Source organism: Sneathiella glossodoripedis JCM 23214 (genome assembly GCF_000616095.1).
Classification (GTDB): Bacteria; Pseudomonadota; Alphaproteobacteria; order Sneathiellales; family Sneathiellaceae; genus Sneathiella; species Sneathiella glossodoripedis.
Genome location: NZ_BAMS01000006.1, coordinates 106,825 through 123,571, shown reverse-complemented (window position 1 = coordinate 123,571; position 16,747 = coordinate 106,825). Strand labels below are relative to the sequence as shown.

Sequence of the window (16,747 nt, the reverse complement as noted above, 5' to 3'; positions counted from 1 at the left end):
ATAAGGGTCACGCATGCTTGCTAAACTTAAAAAACTGCTCGGTGGAAACGAAGCCGCGATTGCTCCGACATCGTCTGAAGAAGAAACCCGGGTTGCGACAGCTGCTCTCATGTTAGAGGCAGCCTTGTCTGATGACACCTATTGCGAAGCCGAAAAGCAGATGATTTGCGACCTACTTGTTCGCCATTACGACATGAACGCACAAGAGGTTCAAACCGTGGTTTCACAGGCTGAAAAAGCCCATGAAAATTCAGACCAAATCTTGTATTTTACCCGTACAGTAAAAGAAAATGTCCCTTATGACGATAGGGTACATATAATTGAAATGCTCTGGGAAATGGCATATGCAGATGGCAGTGTCAGCGACTATGAGGCAAATCTTATCCGTCGGGTTTGCGGCCTAATCTACGTAGATGACGTTGAAAGTGGCAGAGTGCGAAAGCTTGTTGAACAACGTCAAAGCAGGTAAATCGCTTTTTTAGGGGATATCTTCACAAGAAAAAGGGTTGTATTTACGCAGCAATGAAGATAATCCGTATTTATCTGAGACTTGATATCCAAAGAGCTGGAGAAAAATAATGACCTACGTCGTTACCGAAAACTGCATCAAATGCAAGTTCATGGACTGCGTTGAGGTCTGCCCCGTGGACTGCTTTTACGAAGGTGAAAACATGCTGGTTATTCACCCCGATGAATGTATTGATTGCGGTGTGTGTGAACCTGAATGCCCTGCTGAAGCTATTTTACCTGACACAGAGGAAGTCGCAGAGAAATTCCTCGAAGTGAATCGTGAATATAGTGAAAAATGGCCAAACATTACCCAAAAAGGGGACGCACCTGCGGATGCGGATGACTGGAACGGGAAAGAAGGCAAATTCGAAGCCCATTTCAGCCCAAATCCAGGCGACAGCTAATCTCTGGTTTTGAAAGCCATGCGGGACGGGAATATCTGTCCCGCAACATTTGCTATGGTTTCCCATTAGCATTTTGCTCTAATTTATGATATAGTCCTTGTATGTTTAAGTTTCAGCGCGTTGATTTTGTTTTCTCAATTGCGCCCAAACTTTGGATTTTTAATCCGTAAACATATTCGATTGCGATCAAATCGCCTTGAAAAGTGGAACAACGTCAGCTGTAGCGTCCTGTGATATTCTGGTCGCTCTTTTTTTCGCTTCGACGTTGCCCATACTGAAGAGAAGGAATTGAATGTCTAAAGAGTTGGAATTCTCGCCGCTGGATCATGTTGTATATCCAACACATGGTGTCGGTCAGGTTGTTAGCATTGAAGAGCAAGAAATTTCAGGTATGAGCCTGACACTGTATGTTGTCGACTTTATGCACGAAAAAATGACTCTTCGTGTCCCGATTGCGAAAGCGAAAAGCGTAGGCATGCGGGCACTTTCCTCACCCAAAAAAATGAAAACTGCGCTAGACACCCTCAAAGGCAAAGCTCGCATCAAGCGAACCATGTGGAGCCGACGTGCGCAGGAATATGAAGCCAAAATTAATTCCGGCGACCCTATCCAGATAGCGGAAGTTGTTCGCGATCTGCATCGTAACGATGATCAGCCTGATCAATCCTATAGTGAACGTCAGATTTATGAAGCTGCACTTGAACGTCTCTCTCGTGAGCTGGCTGTTGTCGAAAAAATTGAAGACGATGCCGCAACTGAAAAGCTTCAGCAGGTGCTGAAAGCGGCTTAAAACCCCCTTCAGATTACGCAAATTTACGAAAGCCCGGCCTATGTCGGGCTTTTTTTTGTTAATTTTTCGTAAATTTTGAATGTAAGACTTGAAAAAGCGAATCAGACGATTCATTGTAGGTTTCGATGAAACCGAACGCACATAGTGAAAAATTTGGATGCATATCTGCCGCACAACGTGTTTGGGCTGTATCCTGCATTCATGGCGAAGCCGCTAAGCTCCGTGAACTCCACGAAGTAATGGAAAGACGGTGGCAATCGGGCGATCGACTGGTGTATCTAGGGAATTACATCGGCCACGGTTCTGATATCAAAGGCGTGTTTAACGAGCTCCTGCGATTTCGAACAGATCGTTTGAGCCAACCTGGCATGATCCCCGAAGATATCGTCTTCCTAAGGGGTGCGCAGGAAGAAATGTTGCGCAAACTCATGCAAATCCAACTCGCCAGCGATCCAAGTGGTGTCTTTGACTGGATGATTGAGCACGGGATTGAGGAAACTCTGCAAGCCTATGACTCCAGCGAACAGGAAGCACGCGGTTATCTACGCGAAGGAATCTTGGCAACGACCAGATGGACGGGACGGTTAAGAGATACAATACAAAGCCATCCGGGCCACAACGACATCCTGATTTCCTTGCGTAGGGCTGCTTATACGTCCAACGGTGAATTACTCTTTGTCCATGCAGGAATTGACCCCAGCCGCCCGGTCACTGAACAAACAGACACGTTCTGGTGGGGAAGTGGTTATTTTGATAAAATCGGCGAACCGTATTCAGGCTTTAAACGTGTTATCAGAGGGTTTGACCGATCACATGGTGGCGTTCTGGAAACGGCTCACACAATATCTCTCGATAGCGGATGCGGGTTTGACGGCCCCTTAAGCGCTGCCTGTATCACCCTTGATGGTGAGATTGACGACTTAATTGCGTCAAGCTAGCGCCCCTCTTGGGTTCCATACATCAAGGTTTTATATGTATCTCCGCGAGCCGGATCCCGCGTTTTGAATACGGGGTTTAACAATAAAAACAAATCTCGCGTATGAGAGGACTGCACCATTTCTCCAACCAGATCATCCAGACTCTCGTTATAATTCACTTTCTGTATAACGAGCTGCACTGATTTAATTTCTGCCGCCTCATCATAAGTCATTGGCCGAAAGCTCGAGTAACTTTCCTCATACCTAGCTTCCAATTCACTCGAACGAGCACGAGAATGATAGGCAAATCGAGCGACTTTGTCGTACCCAAAATTAATCACAACGGCTGTCACATAAATTTTTCGGCCATTCTGATTAACAACAAATCTGGTTTTCGCACCGACAGCACCCCCGACCTGAATGATTTCAGGGCGATTATGATTAACTTTTTTGAGCCAGACTGTACTCATATATTGGTCAATAGACATATCACGCAAGCCGCGTGGATCCAGATCAAACACCATCTGATTACCTCGGCCATCTTTTGCGTACACAGCCCGTGTTGAGTTTATAAGCTGAAATCCTTTTGGAGCTTTAAATGCCAGTCGAAGATCAGGGTGTAAAAACTCTCGCCCTCGGATAACACCTTCCTTGATATCATCACCGTATAGCATTCCATCAATAGCCAGCAGATACCTTTCAGTACCATAGCTACGATTCAGATCATCTTTCTGTAAACGTGCAAGTTGATTGGCTTTTTCAATTCTATCTTCCGTCTGAGGATGAGAGGCAAAGAAATCATACTGACCGGACTTGCCTTCTTTACCTGCGACCTTAGCCGCATATTCAGAATGATCCTCAAGCCGTTGCAGGAAATCTGCCATGGCTTCCCTTGGATAGCCAGCCAACCCAAGGTACTTCACTCCAAGCCTGTCAGCCTCATATTCCTGATCACGAGAATAGTCAGCTAGAAAGAGACCGCCAACTGTTTGCCCCAAACGAGCGACGTCAGCACTTTGGGTTAATATACCGGCAATAGCACCAAGCAAGCCCATTCCTGTCGCTCTCGACTGACGCTCTACTCCATGACGCGCGATTACGTGGCCCACTTCATGCGCTAATACTCCCGCCACTTCGGCTTCATTGTTAGCCATCGCCAACAAACCCCGAGTGACATAGACATATCCACCGGGCAACGCGAATGCATTTACCACTGGACTATTCAATATCGTGACCTGCCAAGCTCATTTCTTTTTTCGGTAACAGTTACAATTCGAAGTACGATATCAAGCACATACTCATTCAAACCATCATGCTTATATTCGCCGCCGTACTGAGCTACAATTTTCTTGTGCTGCTGTGCACCGATTTCTTTTTCATTTGAGGGCTCAAATATCGAAAACAGATCAGCTACATGGGTTTCGGTCTGCGCTCTGGCCGAAGAAACTGGAAAGGCCAAACAAATTGACGCAGTAAGTAACATTAGGCTGTTCAAAAACAATGTTCTCAGATCATCCAGCGACATAGCACGCATCACACGGTTACTCCTCACGTAGGGTATTGTTCTCATTCAGGATCTCTATTTGCTCCGGAAAATATACCTGCATAAATGGCCCGCCGTAATTTCTCAACCATCCTCTGATCCGAATGGTCGCTCCTTGCAGCTCTGCCAACTTCCAACCTTGCCCCTTAAATCTACTCGAAGCTGAAGGCGAAATTGCGGCAGTAAAATCTGTATCCCAGTTATCTCCGAAGTTTAAGTATGTACCACTCCTCCTTTTTGCAACAGTTTTTACCTGACCCTGTATGAGTGAAAAACCGGGCTCAACAGCTTGGCCTTCTAACGTCGCACTCTCGAATATGTCGAGAGTAGCCCAAACACCCTTTTTTAATGCCCGAGCCTTTTTCTCCTGCGAAAGCAGACTGTTTCGAATTTTTTCAGGATAAGGACCGAGCCCATTGTAAACAGCCATACCTTCGCTAATTAGAAACTCACGTAAATGCCCTTGGGATGAATGCAACACACGCTTAAAAGGCTCACCAAATCTGTTTTTAATGAGCCCGGATTCTTGAAATTTCAGCGAGCCATGAGTCGCGTCTTTTATTTCAAATGTGATGGAAGTCGCATATTGCATATAAATTTCAAGGTCATCAAACGCCAGTTTGGGCAGCTCCTGAGCCAAACGAAAGCGGTGTCTTGTATTACTATCTGCATATGTGGTCGTTACACTGACGAGAAACATCAGCCCCGCCCAACCACACAGATTACAAAGCTTTTTTAGCATGATGACGTTAAATGATCGCAACAAACCACCCCTTTTAAGTGTTTAACTTTAACATAATTTCCCTAGACTGTCTGACATTAAATAAAACACATAAAAAAAATGTATTTAATATAATTAAACATTTTTTTATTGATATTAAAAATAATAACAATAAATTTGGCGTATCAGTTAGATTGAAGGGTAATTCCATGCGTGCATCATCTATCGAAACATCTACAGAGGCCCTCGCCGCTAAGTTACGTGGTGAGTATGGGCATTTGGATAGTGCGGAACTGATTGAATCTTTGGTTCACAGCGAACTGGGCGGTAAAATTATGATGACGTCCTCCTTTGGCGCTGAAGCGGTTGTTCTTCTTGATCTAGTGGCCAAGGTTGACCCCACAATTCCTGTGATTTTTCTGGACACCCGCCGTCTTTTTGGTGAAACCCTAAGATATCAACGGCAGATAACCGAATATTTGGGCCTGGAAGATGTAAGGATTATCAAGCCAGACAGCGGGGATTTGGAAAACATTGATCCGGATGACATGCTCTTCACTCAAGATAGCGATAAATGCTGTGAAATCCGCAAAGTTCTACCCCTCCAAAAGGCATTAAAAACTCTAGAAAATGCAGGCTTCAAAGGATGGATTACTGGCAGAAAACGGTTCCAAAACGCCCATCGCGAAAGTTTGGAAGCTATTGAGGACGCCGACAGTTTTATCAAAATCAATCCGCTCCTACACTGGACTGACACTGACATTAAAACTGCATTTCTTGAAAAGAACTTACCTCCGCACCCTCTGGTAGCTGATGGCTTTAAATCAATCGGGTGTATGCCTTGCACTACACGCACGCAAGATGGCGAGGATGCGAGATCTGGTCGCTGGGCGGGTCAAGACAAAACCGAATGCGGAATTCATCTGCCTTCGGCCAGTTCAATTTCACATTTGAATTAATACACAATTTTTATGTGGTAAAAATTTAAACTACATATATATTGCGTAAATAAAAATATTTATGTATTGTAGCCATAGTTCTACATATTCTGAGTGCGATATTACAAAAAAGGAGAAAGTCGATGACACTTCAGGTTTACTCAGCGTCGCTGCTTAAAGAAGGCTTGGTTGCCTACCTGTGCATCGATGAAGATGGAATTTCCTGGTCAACTGATCTGAACAAAGCAACAGCTGTTGATGAAAACTCAATCGACAGCCTGAAAGCTGAGGCTGAGCGTTCAGAAAAAGAAAATATCGTGGTCGGCGCATATGCAGTTGAAGTTACACAGACTGCAAATGGCCTTGAGCCTGTTGAAAATCGCGAGCGAATTCGTGCTTACGGACCAACTATCTCCCTGCCACAATCTGGGTCTGGATTATCCGGTCAGCACGCCGCTTAAGCATATCTGAAATTACCGAGCTAGAAAATGTATCAATATTCCCAGGCGGACCACCAACTCTTGCAAGAAAGAGTGAGTCAGTTCCGTGATCAGGTCCAGCGTCGATTAAATGGCGATCTGTCTGAAGAAGAGTTTAAACATCAGCGACTTCGTAATGGCCTGTATCTGCAACTGCATGCCTACATGTTACGAGTAGCGGTACCTTATGGTCTGCTTTCATCAAATCAGATGCGGACACTGGCCCATATCGCACGCAAATACGACAGAGGTTACGGCCATTTCAGCACACGCCAAAACATTCAGTATAATTGGCCAAAGCTGGAAGACGTCCCGCAAATTCTCGATGATCTGGCGAAAGTTGAAATGCACGCCATTCAAACAAGCGGGAACTGCATTAGAAACACAACGTCAGACCCACTTGCTGGTGTTGCGCGGGATGAGATCGAAGATCCACGTCCATATTGCGAACTGATCCGGCAATGGTCGACATTCCACCCGGAATTCAACTTCCTGCCGCGCAAGTTCAAGATCGCAGTGAGCGGGGCCACACATGACCGCGCAGCTGTCGCCGTACATGATATTGGCGTCCGCCTCGTTAAAAACGATGCTGGTAAACTGGGACTTGAAATTTATGTAGGCGGTGGACTGGGTCGCACGCCGATGATCGGGAAACTTATCAATCCGTTTCTTGATCCACATGATATGCTGACTTATCTGGAAGCCATTTTGCGCGTGTATAACCGTTTGGGTCGGCGCGACAACATGTATAAGGCGCGAATCAAAATCACCGTCCATGAAACCGGTGAGGACAAGTTCCGTGAGCTTGTCGAAGAGGAATGGAGCCAAATAAAAGACAACGGACTGCGTCTGCGCGACGAAGACATTGAAAATATCAAAGCCCATTTCAAGGATCCAGAATACGAGACATTAAGCGACTTTGACGCTGATTATGACGCTGCGATATTATCTGACCCGGAATTTGCACATTGGGCAGACAAGAATGTCGAATTGCACAAAAAAGATGGTTACAGGGTCGTATACTTGTCCTTAAAATCGCGGAATCAACCCGCCGGAGACGTTACCGCCAATCAAATGGACGCAATTGCGGACTTGGCAGACAAATATTCACTCGGTGCTATTCGCTCCACACATCGTCAGAATTTGGTGTTATCAGATGTCAAACTGAAGGACCTGCATCGGCTTTGGAAAGAGCTTAAATCACTAGATTTGGCAACGCCGAACTATAATCATTTGACTGATCTTATTTCTTGCCCGGGCATGGATTACTGCGCACTGGCGACAGCCCGCTCTATCCCCATTGCGCAGGCTTTGACCGAACGCTTTGACAGCTATGATTATTTGAATGATCTCGGTGATATCAGCCTGAACATTTCAGGATGCATAAACGCATGCGGTCATCACCATGTCGCGAACATCGGTATACTGGGCGTGAACAAGAAAGGTGTTGAGGTCTATCAACTGACACTGGGCGGCAGCGCTCGTGAAGATGCATCCATTGGTAAAATTATTGGCCCAGCATTTACAGCGGACGAAATTGTAGATGCTGTCAGTAAAGTACTCGATGTCTATCTGGAAAACCGGGAAGATGAAACAGAAACTTTCCTCACCACATATAGACGTCTTGGTCAGGCCCCTTTCAAGGAGAGGCTCTATGGGTAAGTTTATTAAGGATAGAAAGCCGCAAGAAGATAGCTGGATGCCCTATACCGGGCTTGAAGATATTGATAGCCTACCAGGCGGCGATATCTACATCCCTATGGAAGAATGGCAGAACAAACGTGAAGAATTACTCCTTCGCAACGGAAAACTTGGCGTTATTCTGGAAAACACTGACGATGTTGCGGCTTTAAAAGATGATCTCGATAGATTGGATCTGATTGTTCTGCAATTCCCTAAAATGGCTGATGGCAGAGCCTTTACTCAAGCTCGCCTCCTGCGTGAGCGGTATGGCTATAAAGGCGAAATCCGCGCGGTTGGTGATGTCCTGCAAGATCAGGTTTTTTACATGCAACGGTGCGGCTTTAACTCTTTTGAGCTACGCGAAGATCAGGATATCCCAAGCGTCATTGCCGCTTTCGACGAAATGACCGTCACCTATCAACCTGCATGCGATGAAGAATTGCCAATTTGGCGGAGATAACGAAATCCCCTGAGTGAGATTCCCCCTTTTTTCAAATCTCACTTTCTATGGAACGCCTGGGCTACCCTGTCAGCTCAGGCGTTCTTTCTGTATATGCTATAGGCCTGAACGAATCTGAGGCCATTTTTGCTCCGCCGAAGCTATATACCCGGAAATATCTTTTGCCCAAGTTGACTGCACGCTTTTCGAATAATTTAAATAGAGTTTTCCATCGACAATCGTCCAAGCCAACGGATCTATGCCCGCTGTGTATCCTTGTGATACGGCGTATGCACAATAACCTCCATATTTCGGTGCATATGCAAGCGGATCCGCTGCAAACTGATCTCTATGCTCTGCAGATGAAAAATGCCAGGTCACATCTTGCCATTCATGAGAAAATTCGGACTTTCCCTCAACCGCTTTTCCAAGTGTAAAATAAGCAACAACATCATAACCTTCTGCAGCGGTCCCAAGAAAACTGCTTCTATATGGCCCCGCATGATCATTCGCGTTTGCCTGCACGTACGGTAAACAAATCAACAAGCCCAACATCACAAGTCTTGAAAATTCGCGCATTGGTCACCTCCTTCTTTTCCAAGCCAAAAAAGTAACCTAAAACGACCTCACATACTCATGACAGTATCGTGAACGGTTATTCAATCACGCACAGTTGGCTTAAACAGCACGGACAGACAGGCGCCTATGATAAAGCCAACCAAATGAGCGGCCCAGGATATGCTTGCATCTCCCCCTGTTAGCAAAGTCCCAAGTGGTGTTAGGCCTATGACCAGATTCAGCCCCATCATCACAGCTGCAAATCCGATAATTTTTTGCAATCCAAATCGCGGTAGCATCAGAAGCATGGTCGCCCCCATCATTCCAAACACAGCACCAGAGGCTCCATATAAAAATCCACCTGTGTCTGAAGAAACGAAGTACTCTCCCATTGCCCCCAGCCAACCACTGGCCAAGAACACTATGATAAAGGCATGCAGTCCATAATATCGTTCCACCATGGCACCAAAAGCCAGTAGCATAAACGCATTTAACAACAGATGCATGAAGTCATGGTGCAAAAACATGTGGCTGGTAAGCGTAAAAAAGAACTTGCCAAAACTACCCTCACCGGTCTGGAGTAGCAAAGCGGTATTATCGATACTGAAGGCAAGGGTCTGATAAACCCAATTCAGGGTTTCAGTGTCGGTCACCAGCAGCAAGATATGAACTAGTATCAACATGGCAACCAGATACTTGGTTACCGGAGGCGCGTTAAAAGCCTTTTCTTCACTATCACTCACAATCATTCACCCTGTATATCGCGTTCATATTCAATCGCCTTATGACACATATAAACTGTGGTTAGCTCACACAACAACAATGTAACCTGAATTTACCATCCCCAAACCACATAATATCCTTGACCGATTATTTTAGTTCATATACGAACTAAAATAGTTCGCATATGGATTAATTTAATGAGCAAAGCAAAACCACCCCGTATATTTCATCAACTACAAAAAGCTCATACCGCACTCTTTCGGGCGGCAGACGCCCGGACGAAAGCTGAGTTGGGGCTATCAACAACACAGCAAGCGGTTCTTTTTGTCCTTTCTCAAAAAGATGGTCAGGCAATTAGCGCGGTTGCAAAAACCCTCTCAATGGGAAAATCGAGCCTCACCGGACTTGTCGATCGAATGTGTGATCAAGGCCTGGTTCGGCGCTCCATGTCATCACCCGACGGCCGGGTCATCAATATTTTTATCGAAGATAAGGGGCGGGAAATCGTAAATCGCAGCCTGCCTTATGTGAAACACTTTAACGAACATCTGCTTGCCCCCTTTTCAGAAGCAGAACAGCGAACAATTCACCGTTTCCTTGAACATGTCGCCCAAAATGCAGATGCCATCGTGGCACTGGATCCTAAAAACAAATAAAAGCAAGGCAGATCCATTATGACTGATGTTACAAAAAAAACCGTATCCTTTCCCACAGAAGACAATTGGGAATTGAAAGGAGATATAATATCTTCACAGAATCCTACGCAAAAAATTCTTGTCTCGGCAGGAACTGGATTCCCGCGTCAATTTTACGCTGGCATCGCTGAATTTCTGGCTGAAAAAGGGGCGATGGTTCTCATATTTGACTACAGAGGCATTGGTGAATCAGCCCCAGAGAACATTGCCAAATCAAACATTCAGTTGATCGACTGGGCTAAAGATCAATCAGCAGCACTGGCATTTTTAAATGCTGAGGCTACCAATCTCCCACTCAATCATATAGCTCATAGTGTGGGAGGGCATTTTCTTGGATTTGTTGATAAACAGCATCTCATAAATAAAAACGCCTTTGTCAGTGTGGGAACGGGATATTTTGGCGGTCATCATAAATCCAATTTACCTGCTTCCATGTATTTCTGGTGGCTGCTCGGCAGCTTTAGCCTGGCCCGTTGGGGTTATATTAAACCAGTTGGCGGATGGAAAGGAGCCGCGTTGCCACCAGATGTGTTTAAAACCTGGCGGCGATGGAGCCATAAAAAACACTATTTTAGAAATGAACTGAACAAACGCTTACCTGCCGGACATTTTGAAGAAGTCCAAAGCCCGATCAGGTCCTGGATTTTTACGGACGACCCTATCGCCACCCCACGGTCATCCAAAGATGTACTGGTTACCTACCCCAACGCCCCAAAGGAAACCATATTCAAAAAACCAAGTGATTTTGGCGTTAAACGGATTGGACATGAGGCGCTTTTAGAAAAGGCCGGGAAAAACTTTGGCAGGAAATTTGGGACTGGCTGGAGAGATAAGTGAATATCTGCCAGCCCTGCTCTCAGGGCTGGCAACTCATCTTCGCCAATATTTGGCAAGCAGTTCTATTTGGTGAATTTTCTGAAATCCGGTTTTCGCTTTTCGTTAAATGCAGCGACTCCCTCTCGCGATTCATCTGTATCGTAATACAGACTTAAAGCCTGCATACCCATAGAGGAAATAGCCCGAATATTTTCTGAATCCAGATTAAAGGATTTCTTTGCGATGGAAATCGCTGTGGGGCTTTTCTCCATTATCTCAGAACACCAGCGCTCCACCTCGGCATCCAGCTCTTCATGCGACACAACTTTATTTACCAACCCCATACGCTCAGCTTCGCTCGCGCTATAGCGACGGCACAAATACCACATTTCCCGAGCTTTTTTCTCCCCCACTATTCGGGCTAGATAAGCAGTACCAAACCCTGGATCCACGGACCTACTTTTGGCCCTACTTGTCCAAACTGGGCTTTTTCAGAAGCAATCGTAAAATCACATAACGTTGCCAGCACATTTCCACCACCAATCGCAAACCCCTGCACGCGCGCAATAATAGGTTTGGGAACATCACGAATGAGACTTTGCAACTCATCAATAGGAAGACCGATAATACCACGGCCATCATATTGGCCATCATGCGCAGATTGATCGCCCCCCGTGCAAAAAGCTTTATCACCTGCACCGGCAAGAACAATTACACCAATTTCCTTATTCCATGCAGCCTCGTTCATTGCATGAATCATTTCTTCAACGGTCTGCCCTCGAAACGCATTGTAAACTTCTGGGCGGTTTATTGTTATCCATGCCGCCCCGTTTCTTTCTTCGTATAAAATATCTTCGTATGACATGTTATTTTCCTTTCTTATCCCGCCATTGTTAAACCACCAGAGACACTTATTACCTGCCTGTAATGTAATCTGCCTCGTCACTCGCCAAAAACGCGACGATGCCTCCAAAATCCTCGGGTTGACCAAGGCGCTTGAACGGGATCGCTCGTTTTAGACCTTCATATATTTTCTGCCCGACCTCTCCTTCACCAACAAAGTCATTTAAGATCGGTGTATCAGAGGGCCCCGGGCAAACAACATTCACATTGATATTCTTGCGTGCCAGTTCACGGGCAAGCGTTTTTGAAAAAGCAACCATTCCGCCCTTACATGCGGAATAGACCCCCTCGCCGCTTGAGCCGACGCGAGCAGCATCAGATGCAATTGTGATGATTTTGCCTTTTCCGCGCGCGGTCATACCTTGCGCAACCGTATGGGTGACATGCAGCGGTCCCCAAAGATTAATAGCGACAATTTTCTCCCACAGCGCTTTGTCTGTTTCCAGAAAATTTCCGACCTTGTCCCAACCTGCATTATTCACCAGAATATCTACTGGGCCGACTTTTTCCTCAAATTCTGCTACCGCTTTTTTGACTGCATCAAGATCGGATATATCGACTGTATGAGCGGAAGCCTTTTCCCCAATTGACCGAGCAGTTGATCGAGCCGCTTCTGCATTTAAATCGAAAATGCCAACAGAACATCCCGCTTCCGCCAGGCGTTGTGATATTGCAGTTCCAAGTCCGCCTCCAGCACCAGTCACGATTGCATTTTTGCCCTTGAGCCCTTTCATTGATACTCTCCCAACTTTTCTCTTGCGATTATCATTTTCATTATTTGCGCAGTTCCATCCCCGATTTGCAGACCGAGAACATCTCTCAATCTCTGTTCAAACGGGTAATCTCGCGCGTAGCCACCATGGCCATGTGTCAACAAACATTGATGGATAATTTCAAACGCCAGTTTGGGGGGCCACCATTTGCACATGGCAGCTTCTGCTGTATGTGGCTTCCCCTGATCCTTTAGCCAAAGTGTCTTGTAACAAAGTAATTTTGCAGCCTCTAACTGAGTTTGAGCTTCGGCAAGGGGAAAAACGACACCCTGATTGACACTTATTGGCTTGCCAAATGCTTCGCGTTCCTGACTATACTTCCAGGCTTCGCCCAAAGACTGTTCGGCAACTGCAAGGCACTGTAACCCGATAAGAGCCCGACTGAAATCAAAGCCCTCCATCACTTGGGAAAAAGCTCGATTTTCACTACCCAGCCGATTTTTCTCCGGCACAAAGACCTTATCAAAATAAATGGACCCTCTGCCAACACATCGCTGCCCCAGATCATCATATCGCGAAGTAGTAATGTTGGGGCTATCCATTTCGACCAGAAACGCACTCACTCCCCTTGCCCGGCTATCTTTGGCACCGGTACGTGCAAAGACAATCATTAAATCTGCCTGATCAGACATTGAAATAGATGCCTTTTCACCGACAAGGAGATAACCTCCTTCAGTTTTTTCTGCTCGAAGCTGTAGGTTTGCGGCATCCGAACCACCACCGGGCTCAGTAAGAGCAACACCTAAAATAATATTCCCACTGCAAATTTGAGGAATCCAATGTTTCGCGAGTTCCGGAACTGCATATCTTGCCAAGATTTGTGTATTCAGCGAAGCAAGCAACTGCACATAGGCCATGTTGAAATCCGCTGATGCGATCGCCTCCATCACCATACCACTGGTAAGATAGGATATCCCACTCCCCCCGAACTCAACGGATTGCTCTGGCGCGACAAAGCCCAATTCGCCCATCTGTTCTGTCAGGCGCCGATCAAATACCCCTTCACGATCTCTTTGCTGGTAGCCTGGCGCAAGTTTTTGATCTGCAAACTGCTTTGCAGCATCCACAATTAATTGCTGTTCTTCGTTCATTGCGAAATGCATAAACCCTCTCCCATACTTTTTTTCAGCATTTCGCAATTACGAATTTATGTCAATGTATTGATTGTTTATTTCGATTTATCCCTTATAATAAGCCATTATGATAGATGAATTAAGCAATAGGTTGTTTTTTCGACTTTACCAAACCGCCAACACCCTACAAAAAGTTGGTGCACAGGCACTTGAGTCGGAACAGATAACAACACAGCAATGGTCAATCCTTGGAGCTTTGTCCCGAACCAGCGTCCAAAAAGGTATGACCGTCTCAGAACTGTGCGAATATTTACGCTTGAGCCGGCAAAACCTGACCGGCGTACTCAAGCGGCTTGAGGAGCGCGGATTGATTTCCCGTACCGTCGATGATCAGGATCAGCGCAAGCGGTATATTTGTTTGAGTGAAAAAGGTCACGAACTCTGGGGCAATATCACCCCTTTAATTAACAAGTTTTATGACGAAGCGTTGCGAAATTTTTCCCCGGATGACCGAATTTCTTTCGCCCATTATCTCAACAAACTGGGAGAGAGCATGCATATGATGGACAAAAACAAACAGTAATTCTATTTTTTGCTCAGCAAAATATCTGTCGCACTCTTGATATCTGTGTCTTCAGCCAGAGCATCTAATAAATTTTGCCGAACGGACAGCAAACCATCCATTACAGCTTTAGCCTTTTCAGCTTCCATTCCTGAAAAAGCAACTTCATTTAAGGTGCGTCCACATTCCGCCATGATGCGTCCGATACTTTTTGCTTCTTCTTTCAGCAGAACTCTTTTCACCCGCCTGTCTTCTGAGTCAACTTTTCGTTCCACAAAACCACGAGCTTCCAGCCGCTCAATCAACCCGCCAATTGTCACCGCGCCAACATCCATGCGCCTGGCCAATTCGGTCTGCGGTAAATTGTCTTCGATAAACAAATGAGCCAAGACCCAAGCCTGAGAAGTAGTAAGTCCATGCGGCGCCAGTAGCCGATCAAACAGACGAACTCTGAACCGCGCAATATCCGCAAACACAAATCCGGCCCGATGATCAGTATAATCCATGTTCTATCTCTCACTTTTTAGCACACTATAGCGCCCCATAATTTCAGTGCAACGCATCCGTGCTTAAATATGTCGCATGTATATAATTAGCTTGCTTATTAATTACAAGAAAGTTAATTTAAACAGGCTATTTGGATGCAAACCTGAAAAAATAACAACCAAGAACCCAGGTCAATGAGTCCAGCAGGCACGGATACAAATCACAGGTCCGTGCCAACGATAAAAGTTACCGTTAAAGGAGGTAAATGTGGAAGTCGGAATTCTTGCTTATGGCGGATATATTCCCAAAAGCAGATTGCAGCGCGAAGAAATTTTCAAAGCGCACGCATGGTTTAACCCCGGGCTAAAAGGCTTAGCACGCGGTGAAAGGTCAATGGCAAATTGGGACGAAGATAGCGTAACTATGTCAGTAGAGGCGGCTCGTGGCTGTCTTCAGTCGATGGACAGAGACACCATTTCAGGTGTCTATATGGCATCAACAACCTTTCCCTTTCTGGATCGACAAAATGCGGCAATTGTGGCGGATGCCTTGAATTTGAGAAGCTCAGTTCAAACGCTTGATTTTTCTTCTTCCATGCGCGCTGGCACATCTGGCTTGAGTGTCGCCTTGCAGGCTGCAGGGGCAAACAATGGACCGATACTCCTCTGCGCTGCGGAAAAACGAAAAACGAAAGCTGGCAGCGCGCTCGAGATGACAACCGGTGATGGGGCCGCCGCATTTTTAATTGGTTCGGGGAACATAATTGCCCGCTTGATCGGCAGCCACACGGAAAGTGTCGATTTTGTGGACCATTTCCGCGGCGAAGAGGAACAGTACGACTACACTTGGGAAGAGCGCTGGATTCGCGATGAAGGCTACATGAAAATTGTGCCAACCGCGATCGAAGGCGCGCTTGCTAAAGCCAATCTGAAAGCAGAAGAAATCACAACTTTTTGCTTCCCAGTAGCCGCCAGAAATGTTGCAACAGGTCTTGCAAAAAAAGTTGGCATCTCCCCTGATGCAGTTGCCGACAACTACAATCGAACATGGGGGAAGCTGGCAGCGCACAGTCCTTAATCATGCTTGCCCATGCCCTTGAAACAGCCAAAGCAGGGGACAAAATTCTCGTCGCCAGTTTTGGGCAAGGCAGTGACGCACTTTTGTTCGAAGTGACAGAGGTAATTAATGAATTCAGCGGTCAAGCTGGTGTTAGCGCCTCCCTCGCTAAAGGTCGGAAAGTGACAAATTACAATCGTTTCCTTGCTTTTAATGAAGGCATTGAAATGGATCTGGGCATCCGCGCAGAAGTCGACAAAAATACTGGCCTTACAACCCATTATCGCAACAGATTTATGGCCCAGCGGATGGTCGGTGGTGAATGCAGCAACTGCGGCACAATACAGTTTCCAAAAAGCAACATTTGCGTGAATGAAAACTGCGGCGCAATTGACACCCAGAAAGATCACCCCTTCGCGGAAAAAACGGCAACTCTTAATTCCTATACCGCAGACCGCTTGACTTTCTCGCCAGATCCGCCAGCCTATTATGGCATGATCCAGTTCGAAGGTGGTGGGCGTCTAATGAATGATTTTACTGACATTTTCCCCGACGACGAACTCACTGTTGGCATGAAAATGCGCATGGTGTTCAGAGTTAAAGATTACGACAATAAACGCGGGTTTCGGCGCTACTTTTGGAAAGCTGTCCCTGTGGACACAAATGCAGGAGAATAAA

The 16,747-nt window shown here is 46.0% G+C and carries 20 protein-coding genes and 2 pseudogenes; 13 read left to right on the top strand and 9 right to left on the bottom strand.

Annotated features, from left to right (window positions below; all coding sequences use genetic code 11):
• Positions 1–13 precede the first annotated feature (13 nt).
• From JCM23214_RS17200 to JCM23214_RS17185, 4 genes are all read left to right on the top strand, one after another.
• Positions 14–469 carry a tellurite resistance TerB family protein gene (locus JCM23214_RS17200; protein ID WP_025900024.1) on the top strand — a complete coding sequence of 152 codons (456 nt, stop codon included), beginning with the start codon at positions 14–16 and terminating at the stop codon, positions 467–469.
• 109 nt (positions 470–578) lie between these two features.
• Entirely contained in the window at positions 579–914 is a 336-nt protein-coding gene (gene fdxA, locus JCM23214_RS17195; RefSeq protein ID WP_025900023.1) for a ferredoxin FdxA, read from the top strand.
• A 292-nt stretch (positions 915–1,206) separates the two neighbouring features.
• A complete protein-coding gene (locus tag JCM23214_RS17190) occupies positions 1,207–1,704 on the top strand; it encodes a CarD family transcriptional regulator (RefSeq protein ID WP_025900022.1) in 498 nt (165 codons plus the stop codon).
• 125 nt (positions 1,705–1,829) lie between these two features.
• On the top strand, positions 1,830–2,642 hold the full coding sequence (locus tag JCM23214_RS17185; RefSeq protein ID WP_025900021.1) for a hypothetical protein: 813 nt from the start codon (positions 1,830–1,832) through the stop codon (positions 2,640–2,642).
• Here JCM23214_RS17185 and JCM23214_RS17180 read toward each other — a convergent pair.
• Genes JCM23214_RS17180 through JCM23214_RS17170 form a run of 3 tightly spaced genes read right to left on the bottom strand, consistent with a single transcriptional unit; the run spans position 2,639 to position 4,927 of the window.
• On the bottom strand, positions 2,639–3,847 hold the full coding sequence (locus JCM23214_RS17180) for a M48 family metalloprotease (RefSeq protein WP_025900020.1): 1,209 nt from the start codon (positions 3,845–3,847) through the stop codon (positions 2,639–2,641). The two genes, JCM23214_RS17185 and JCM23214_RS17180, sit on opposite strands and share 4 nt — an antisense overlap.
• A complete protein-coding gene (locus JCM23214_RS17175; RefSeq protein WP_025900019.1) occupies positions 3,844–4,155 on the bottom strand; it encodes a hypothetical protein in 312 nt (103 codons plus the stop codon). Before JCM23214_RS17175 ends, JCM23214_RS17180 begins: the two co-directional genes overlap by 4 nt.
• A gap of 7 nt (positions 4,156–4,162) precedes the next feature.
• Positions 4,163–4,927, bottom strand: coding sequence for a hypothetical protein (locus tag JCM23214_RS17170; protein ID WP_148301927.1), 765 nt, complete (start codon positions 4,925–4,927; stop codon positions 4,163–4,165).
• A 167-nt stretch (positions 4,928–5,094) separates the two neighbouring features.
• Between JCM23214_RS17170 and JCM23214_RS17165 the strand changes: the two genes are divergently transcribed.
• The 4 genes from JCM23214_RS17165 (at position 5,095) to JCM23214_RS21580 (ending at position 8,445) form a co-directional block, all read left to right on the top strand.
• A complete protein-coding gene (locus JCM23214_RS17165) occupies positions 5,095–5,844 on the top strand; it encodes a phosphoadenylyl-sulfate reductase (protein WP_025900017.1) in 750 nt (249 codons plus the stop codon).
• A 122-nt stretch (positions 5,845–5,966) separates the two neighbouring features.
• Positions 5,967–6,284, top strand: coding sequence for a DUF2849 domain-containing protein (locus JCM23214_RS17160; RefSeq protein ID WP_025900016.1), 318 nt, complete (start codon positions 5,967–5,969; stop codon positions 6,282–6,284).
• Positions 6,285–6,311: 27 nt separating this feature from the next.
• Positions 6,312–7,964: a nitrite/sulfite reductase gene (locus tag JCM23214_RS17155; RefSeq protein WP_025900015.1), complete on the top strand. Its 1,653-nt coding sequence runs from the start codon at positions 6,312–6,314 to the stop codon at positions 7,962–7,964.
• The gene (locus JCM23214_RS21580) at positions 7,957–8,445 is read left to right on the top strand and encodes a DUF934 domain-containing protein (protein WP_037493883.1); all 489 of its coding nucleotides are present in this window, start codon (positions 7,957–7,959) and stop codon (positions 8,443–8,445) included. The genes JCM23214_RS17155 and JCM23214_RS21580 overlap by 8 nt, the downstream gene beginning before the upstream one ends.
• Before the next feature lie 96 nt (positions 8,446–8,541).
• Here JCM23214_RS21580 and JCM23214_RS17145 read toward each other — a convergent pair whose 3' ends face one another.
• Both JCM23214_RS17145 and JCM23214_RS17140 read right to left on the bottom strand, forming a co-directional pair.
• Entirely contained in the window at positions 8,542–9,003 is a 462-nt protein-coding gene (locus JCM23214_RS17145) for a YHS domain-containing (seleno)protein (protein ID WP_025900014.1), read from the bottom strand.
• A gap of 80 nt (positions 9,004–9,083) precedes the next feature.
• A complete protein-coding gene (locus JCM23214_RS17140; RefSeq protein ID WP_159104384.1) occupies positions 9,084–9,725 on the bottom strand; it encodes a rhomboid family intramembrane serine protease in 642 nt (213 codons plus the stop codon).
• A 177-nt stretch (positions 9,726–9,902) separates the two neighbouring features.
• Here JCM23214_RS17140 and JCM23214_RS17135 point away from each other — a divergent pair, with 177 nt between their 5' ends.
• Together JCM23214_RS17135 and JCM23214_RS21575 are read left to right on the top strand one after the other, a co-directional pair.
• Positions 9,903–10,361 (top strand): MarR family winged helix-turn-helix transcriptional regulator, encoded by a 459-nt coding sequence (locus JCM23214_RS17135; RefSeq protein ID WP_025900012.1) that lies wholly within the window; start codon positions 9,903–9,905, stop codon positions 10,359–10,361.
• A gap of 18 nt (positions 10,362–10,379) precedes the next feature.
• Complete coding sequence (locus tag JCM23214_RS21575) at positions 10,380–11,237, top strand: alpha/beta hydrolase family protein (RefSeq protein WP_199899704.1); 858 nt, start codon at positions 10,380–10,382, stop codon at positions 11,235–11,237.
• 62 nt (positions 11,238–11,299) lie between these two features.
• Here the strand turns inward: JCM23214_RS21575 and badI are convergent.
• The 3 genes and pseudogenes from badI to aliB all read right to left on the bottom strand — a co-directional run bounded on the left by badI (position 11,300) and on the right by aliB (position 13,995).
• Positions 11,300–12,081 (bottom strand): annotated as a pseudogene (gene badI, locus JCM23214_RS21570) (2-ketocyclohexanecarboxyl-CoA hydrolase).
• 14 nt (positions 12,082–12,095) lie between these two features.
• A pseudogene (locus JCM23214_RS21565) lies at positions 12,096–12,853 on the bottom strand (glucose 1-dehydrogenase).
• Positions 12,850–13,995 carry a cyclohexanecarboxyl-CoA dehydrogenase gene (gene aliB, locus JCM23214_RS17115; protein ID WP_025900011.1) on the bottom strand — a complete coding sequence of 382 codons (1,146 nt, stop codon included), beginning with the start codon at positions 13,993–13,995 and terminating at the stop codon, positions 12,850–12,852. Before aliB ends, JCM23214_RS21565 begins: the two are co-directional and overlap by 4 nt.
• Before the next feature lie 97 nt (positions 13,996–14,092).
• Here aliB and JCM23214_RS17110 point away from each other — a divergent pair, with 97 nt between their 5' ends.
• Positions 14,093–14,548 (top strand): MarR family winged helix-turn-helix transcriptional regulator, encoded by a 456-nt coding sequence (locus JCM23214_RS17110; protein WP_025900010.1) that lies wholly within the window; start codon positions 14,093–14,095, stop codon positions 14,546–14,548.
• A gap of 2 nt (positions 14,549–14,550) precedes the next feature.
• On the opposite strand, the gene JCM23214_RS22860 is transcribed toward JCM23214_RS17110, so the two are convergent.
• Positions 14,551–15,033: a MarR family winged helix-turn-helix transcriptional regulator gene (locus tag JCM23214_RS22860; RefSeq protein WP_025900009.1), complete on the bottom strand. Its 483-nt coding sequence runs from the start codon at positions 15,031–15,033 to the stop codon at positions 14,551–14,553.
• A 247-nt stretch (positions 15,034–15,280) separates the two neighbouring features.
• On the opposite strand from JCM23214_RS22860, the gene JCM23214_RS25010 reads away from it, so the two are divergent.
• A complete protein-coding gene (locus JCM23214_RS25010) occupies positions 15,281–16,090 on the top strand; it encodes a hydroxymethylglutaryl-CoA synthase family protein (RefSeq protein ID WP_199899702.1) in 810 nt (269 codons plus the stop codon).
• Positions 16,060–16,746, top strand: a complete 687-nt coding sequence (locus JCM23214_RS25005) for an OB-fold domain-containing protein (protein WP_199899701.1) — start codon at positions 16,060–16,062, stop codon at positions 16,744–16,746. Before JCM23214_RS25010 ends, JCM23214_RS25005 begins: the two co-directional genes overlap by 31 nt.
• Position 16,747 lies beyond the last annotated feature (1 nt).

Excerpts from the sequence above, each read along its gene's own strand:
- JCM23214_RS17135 (WP_025900012.1), top strand. The coding sequence starts at position 9,903 with ATGAGCAAAGCAAAACCACCCCGTATATTTCATCAACTACAAAAAGCT.
- aliB (WP_025900011.1), bottom strand. The coding sequence starts at position 13,995 with ATGCATTTCGCAATGAACGAAGAACAGCAATTAATTGTGGATGCTGCA.
- JCM23214_RS17175 (WP_025900019.1), bottom strand. The coding sequence starts at position 4,155 with ATGCGTGCTATGTCGCTGGATGATCTGAGAACATTGTTTTTGAACAGC.
- fdxA (WP_025900023.1), top strand. The coding sequence starts at position 579 with ATGACCTACGTCGTTACCGAAAACTGCATCAAATGCAAGTTCATGGAC.
- JCM23214_RS17185 (WP_025900021.1), top strand. The coding sequence starts at position 1,830 with ATGAAACCGAACGCACATAGTGAAAAATTTGGATGCATATCTGCCGCA.
- JCM23214_RS17145 (WP_025900014.1), bottom strand. The coding sequence starts at position 9,003 with ATGCGCGAATTTTCAAGACTTGTGATGTTGGGCTTGTTGATTTGTTTA.
- JCM23214_RS21580 (WP_037493883.1), top strand. The coding sequence starts at position 7,957 with ATGGGTAAGTTTATTAAGGATAGAAAGCCGCAAGAAGATAGCTGGATG.
- JCM23214_RS17165 (WP_025900017.1), top strand. The coding sequence starts at position 5,095 with ATGCGTGCATCATCTATCGAAACATCTACAGAGGCCCTCGCCGCTAAG.
- JCM23214_RS21575 (WP_199899704.1), top strand. The coding sequence starts at position 10,380 with ATGACTGATGTTACAAAAAAAACCGTATCCTTTCCCACAGAAGACAAT.
- JCM23214_RS25005 (WP_199899701.1), top strand. The coding sequence starts at position 16,060 with ATGGGGGAAGCTGGCAGCGCACAGTCCTTAATCATGCTTGCCCATGCC.
- JCM23214_RS17155 (WP_025900015.1), top strand. The coding sequence starts at position 6,312 with ATGTATCAATATTCCCAGGCGGACCACCAACTCTTGCAAGAAAGAGTG.
- JCM23214_RS17200 (WP_025900024.1), top strand. The coding sequence starts at position 14 with ATGCTTGCTAAACTTAAAAAACTGCTCGGTGGAAACGAAGCCGCGATT.
- JCM23214_RS22860 (WP_025900009.1), bottom strand. The coding sequence starts at position 15,033 with ATGGATTATACTGATCATCGGGCCGGATTTGTGTTTGCGGATATTGCG.
- JCM23214_RS17110 (WP_025900010.1), top strand. The coding sequence starts at position 14,093 with ATGATAGATGAATTAAGCAATAGGTTGTTTTTTCGACTTTACCAAACC.
- JCM23214_RS17190 (WP_025900022.1), top strand. The coding sequence starts at position 1,207 with ATGTCTAAAGAGTTGGAATTCTCGCCGCTGGATCATGTTGTATATCCA.
- JCM23214_RS17160 (WP_025900016.1), top strand. The coding sequence starts at position 5,967 with ATGACACTTCAGGTTTACTCAGCGTCGCTGCTTAAAGAAGGCTTGGTT.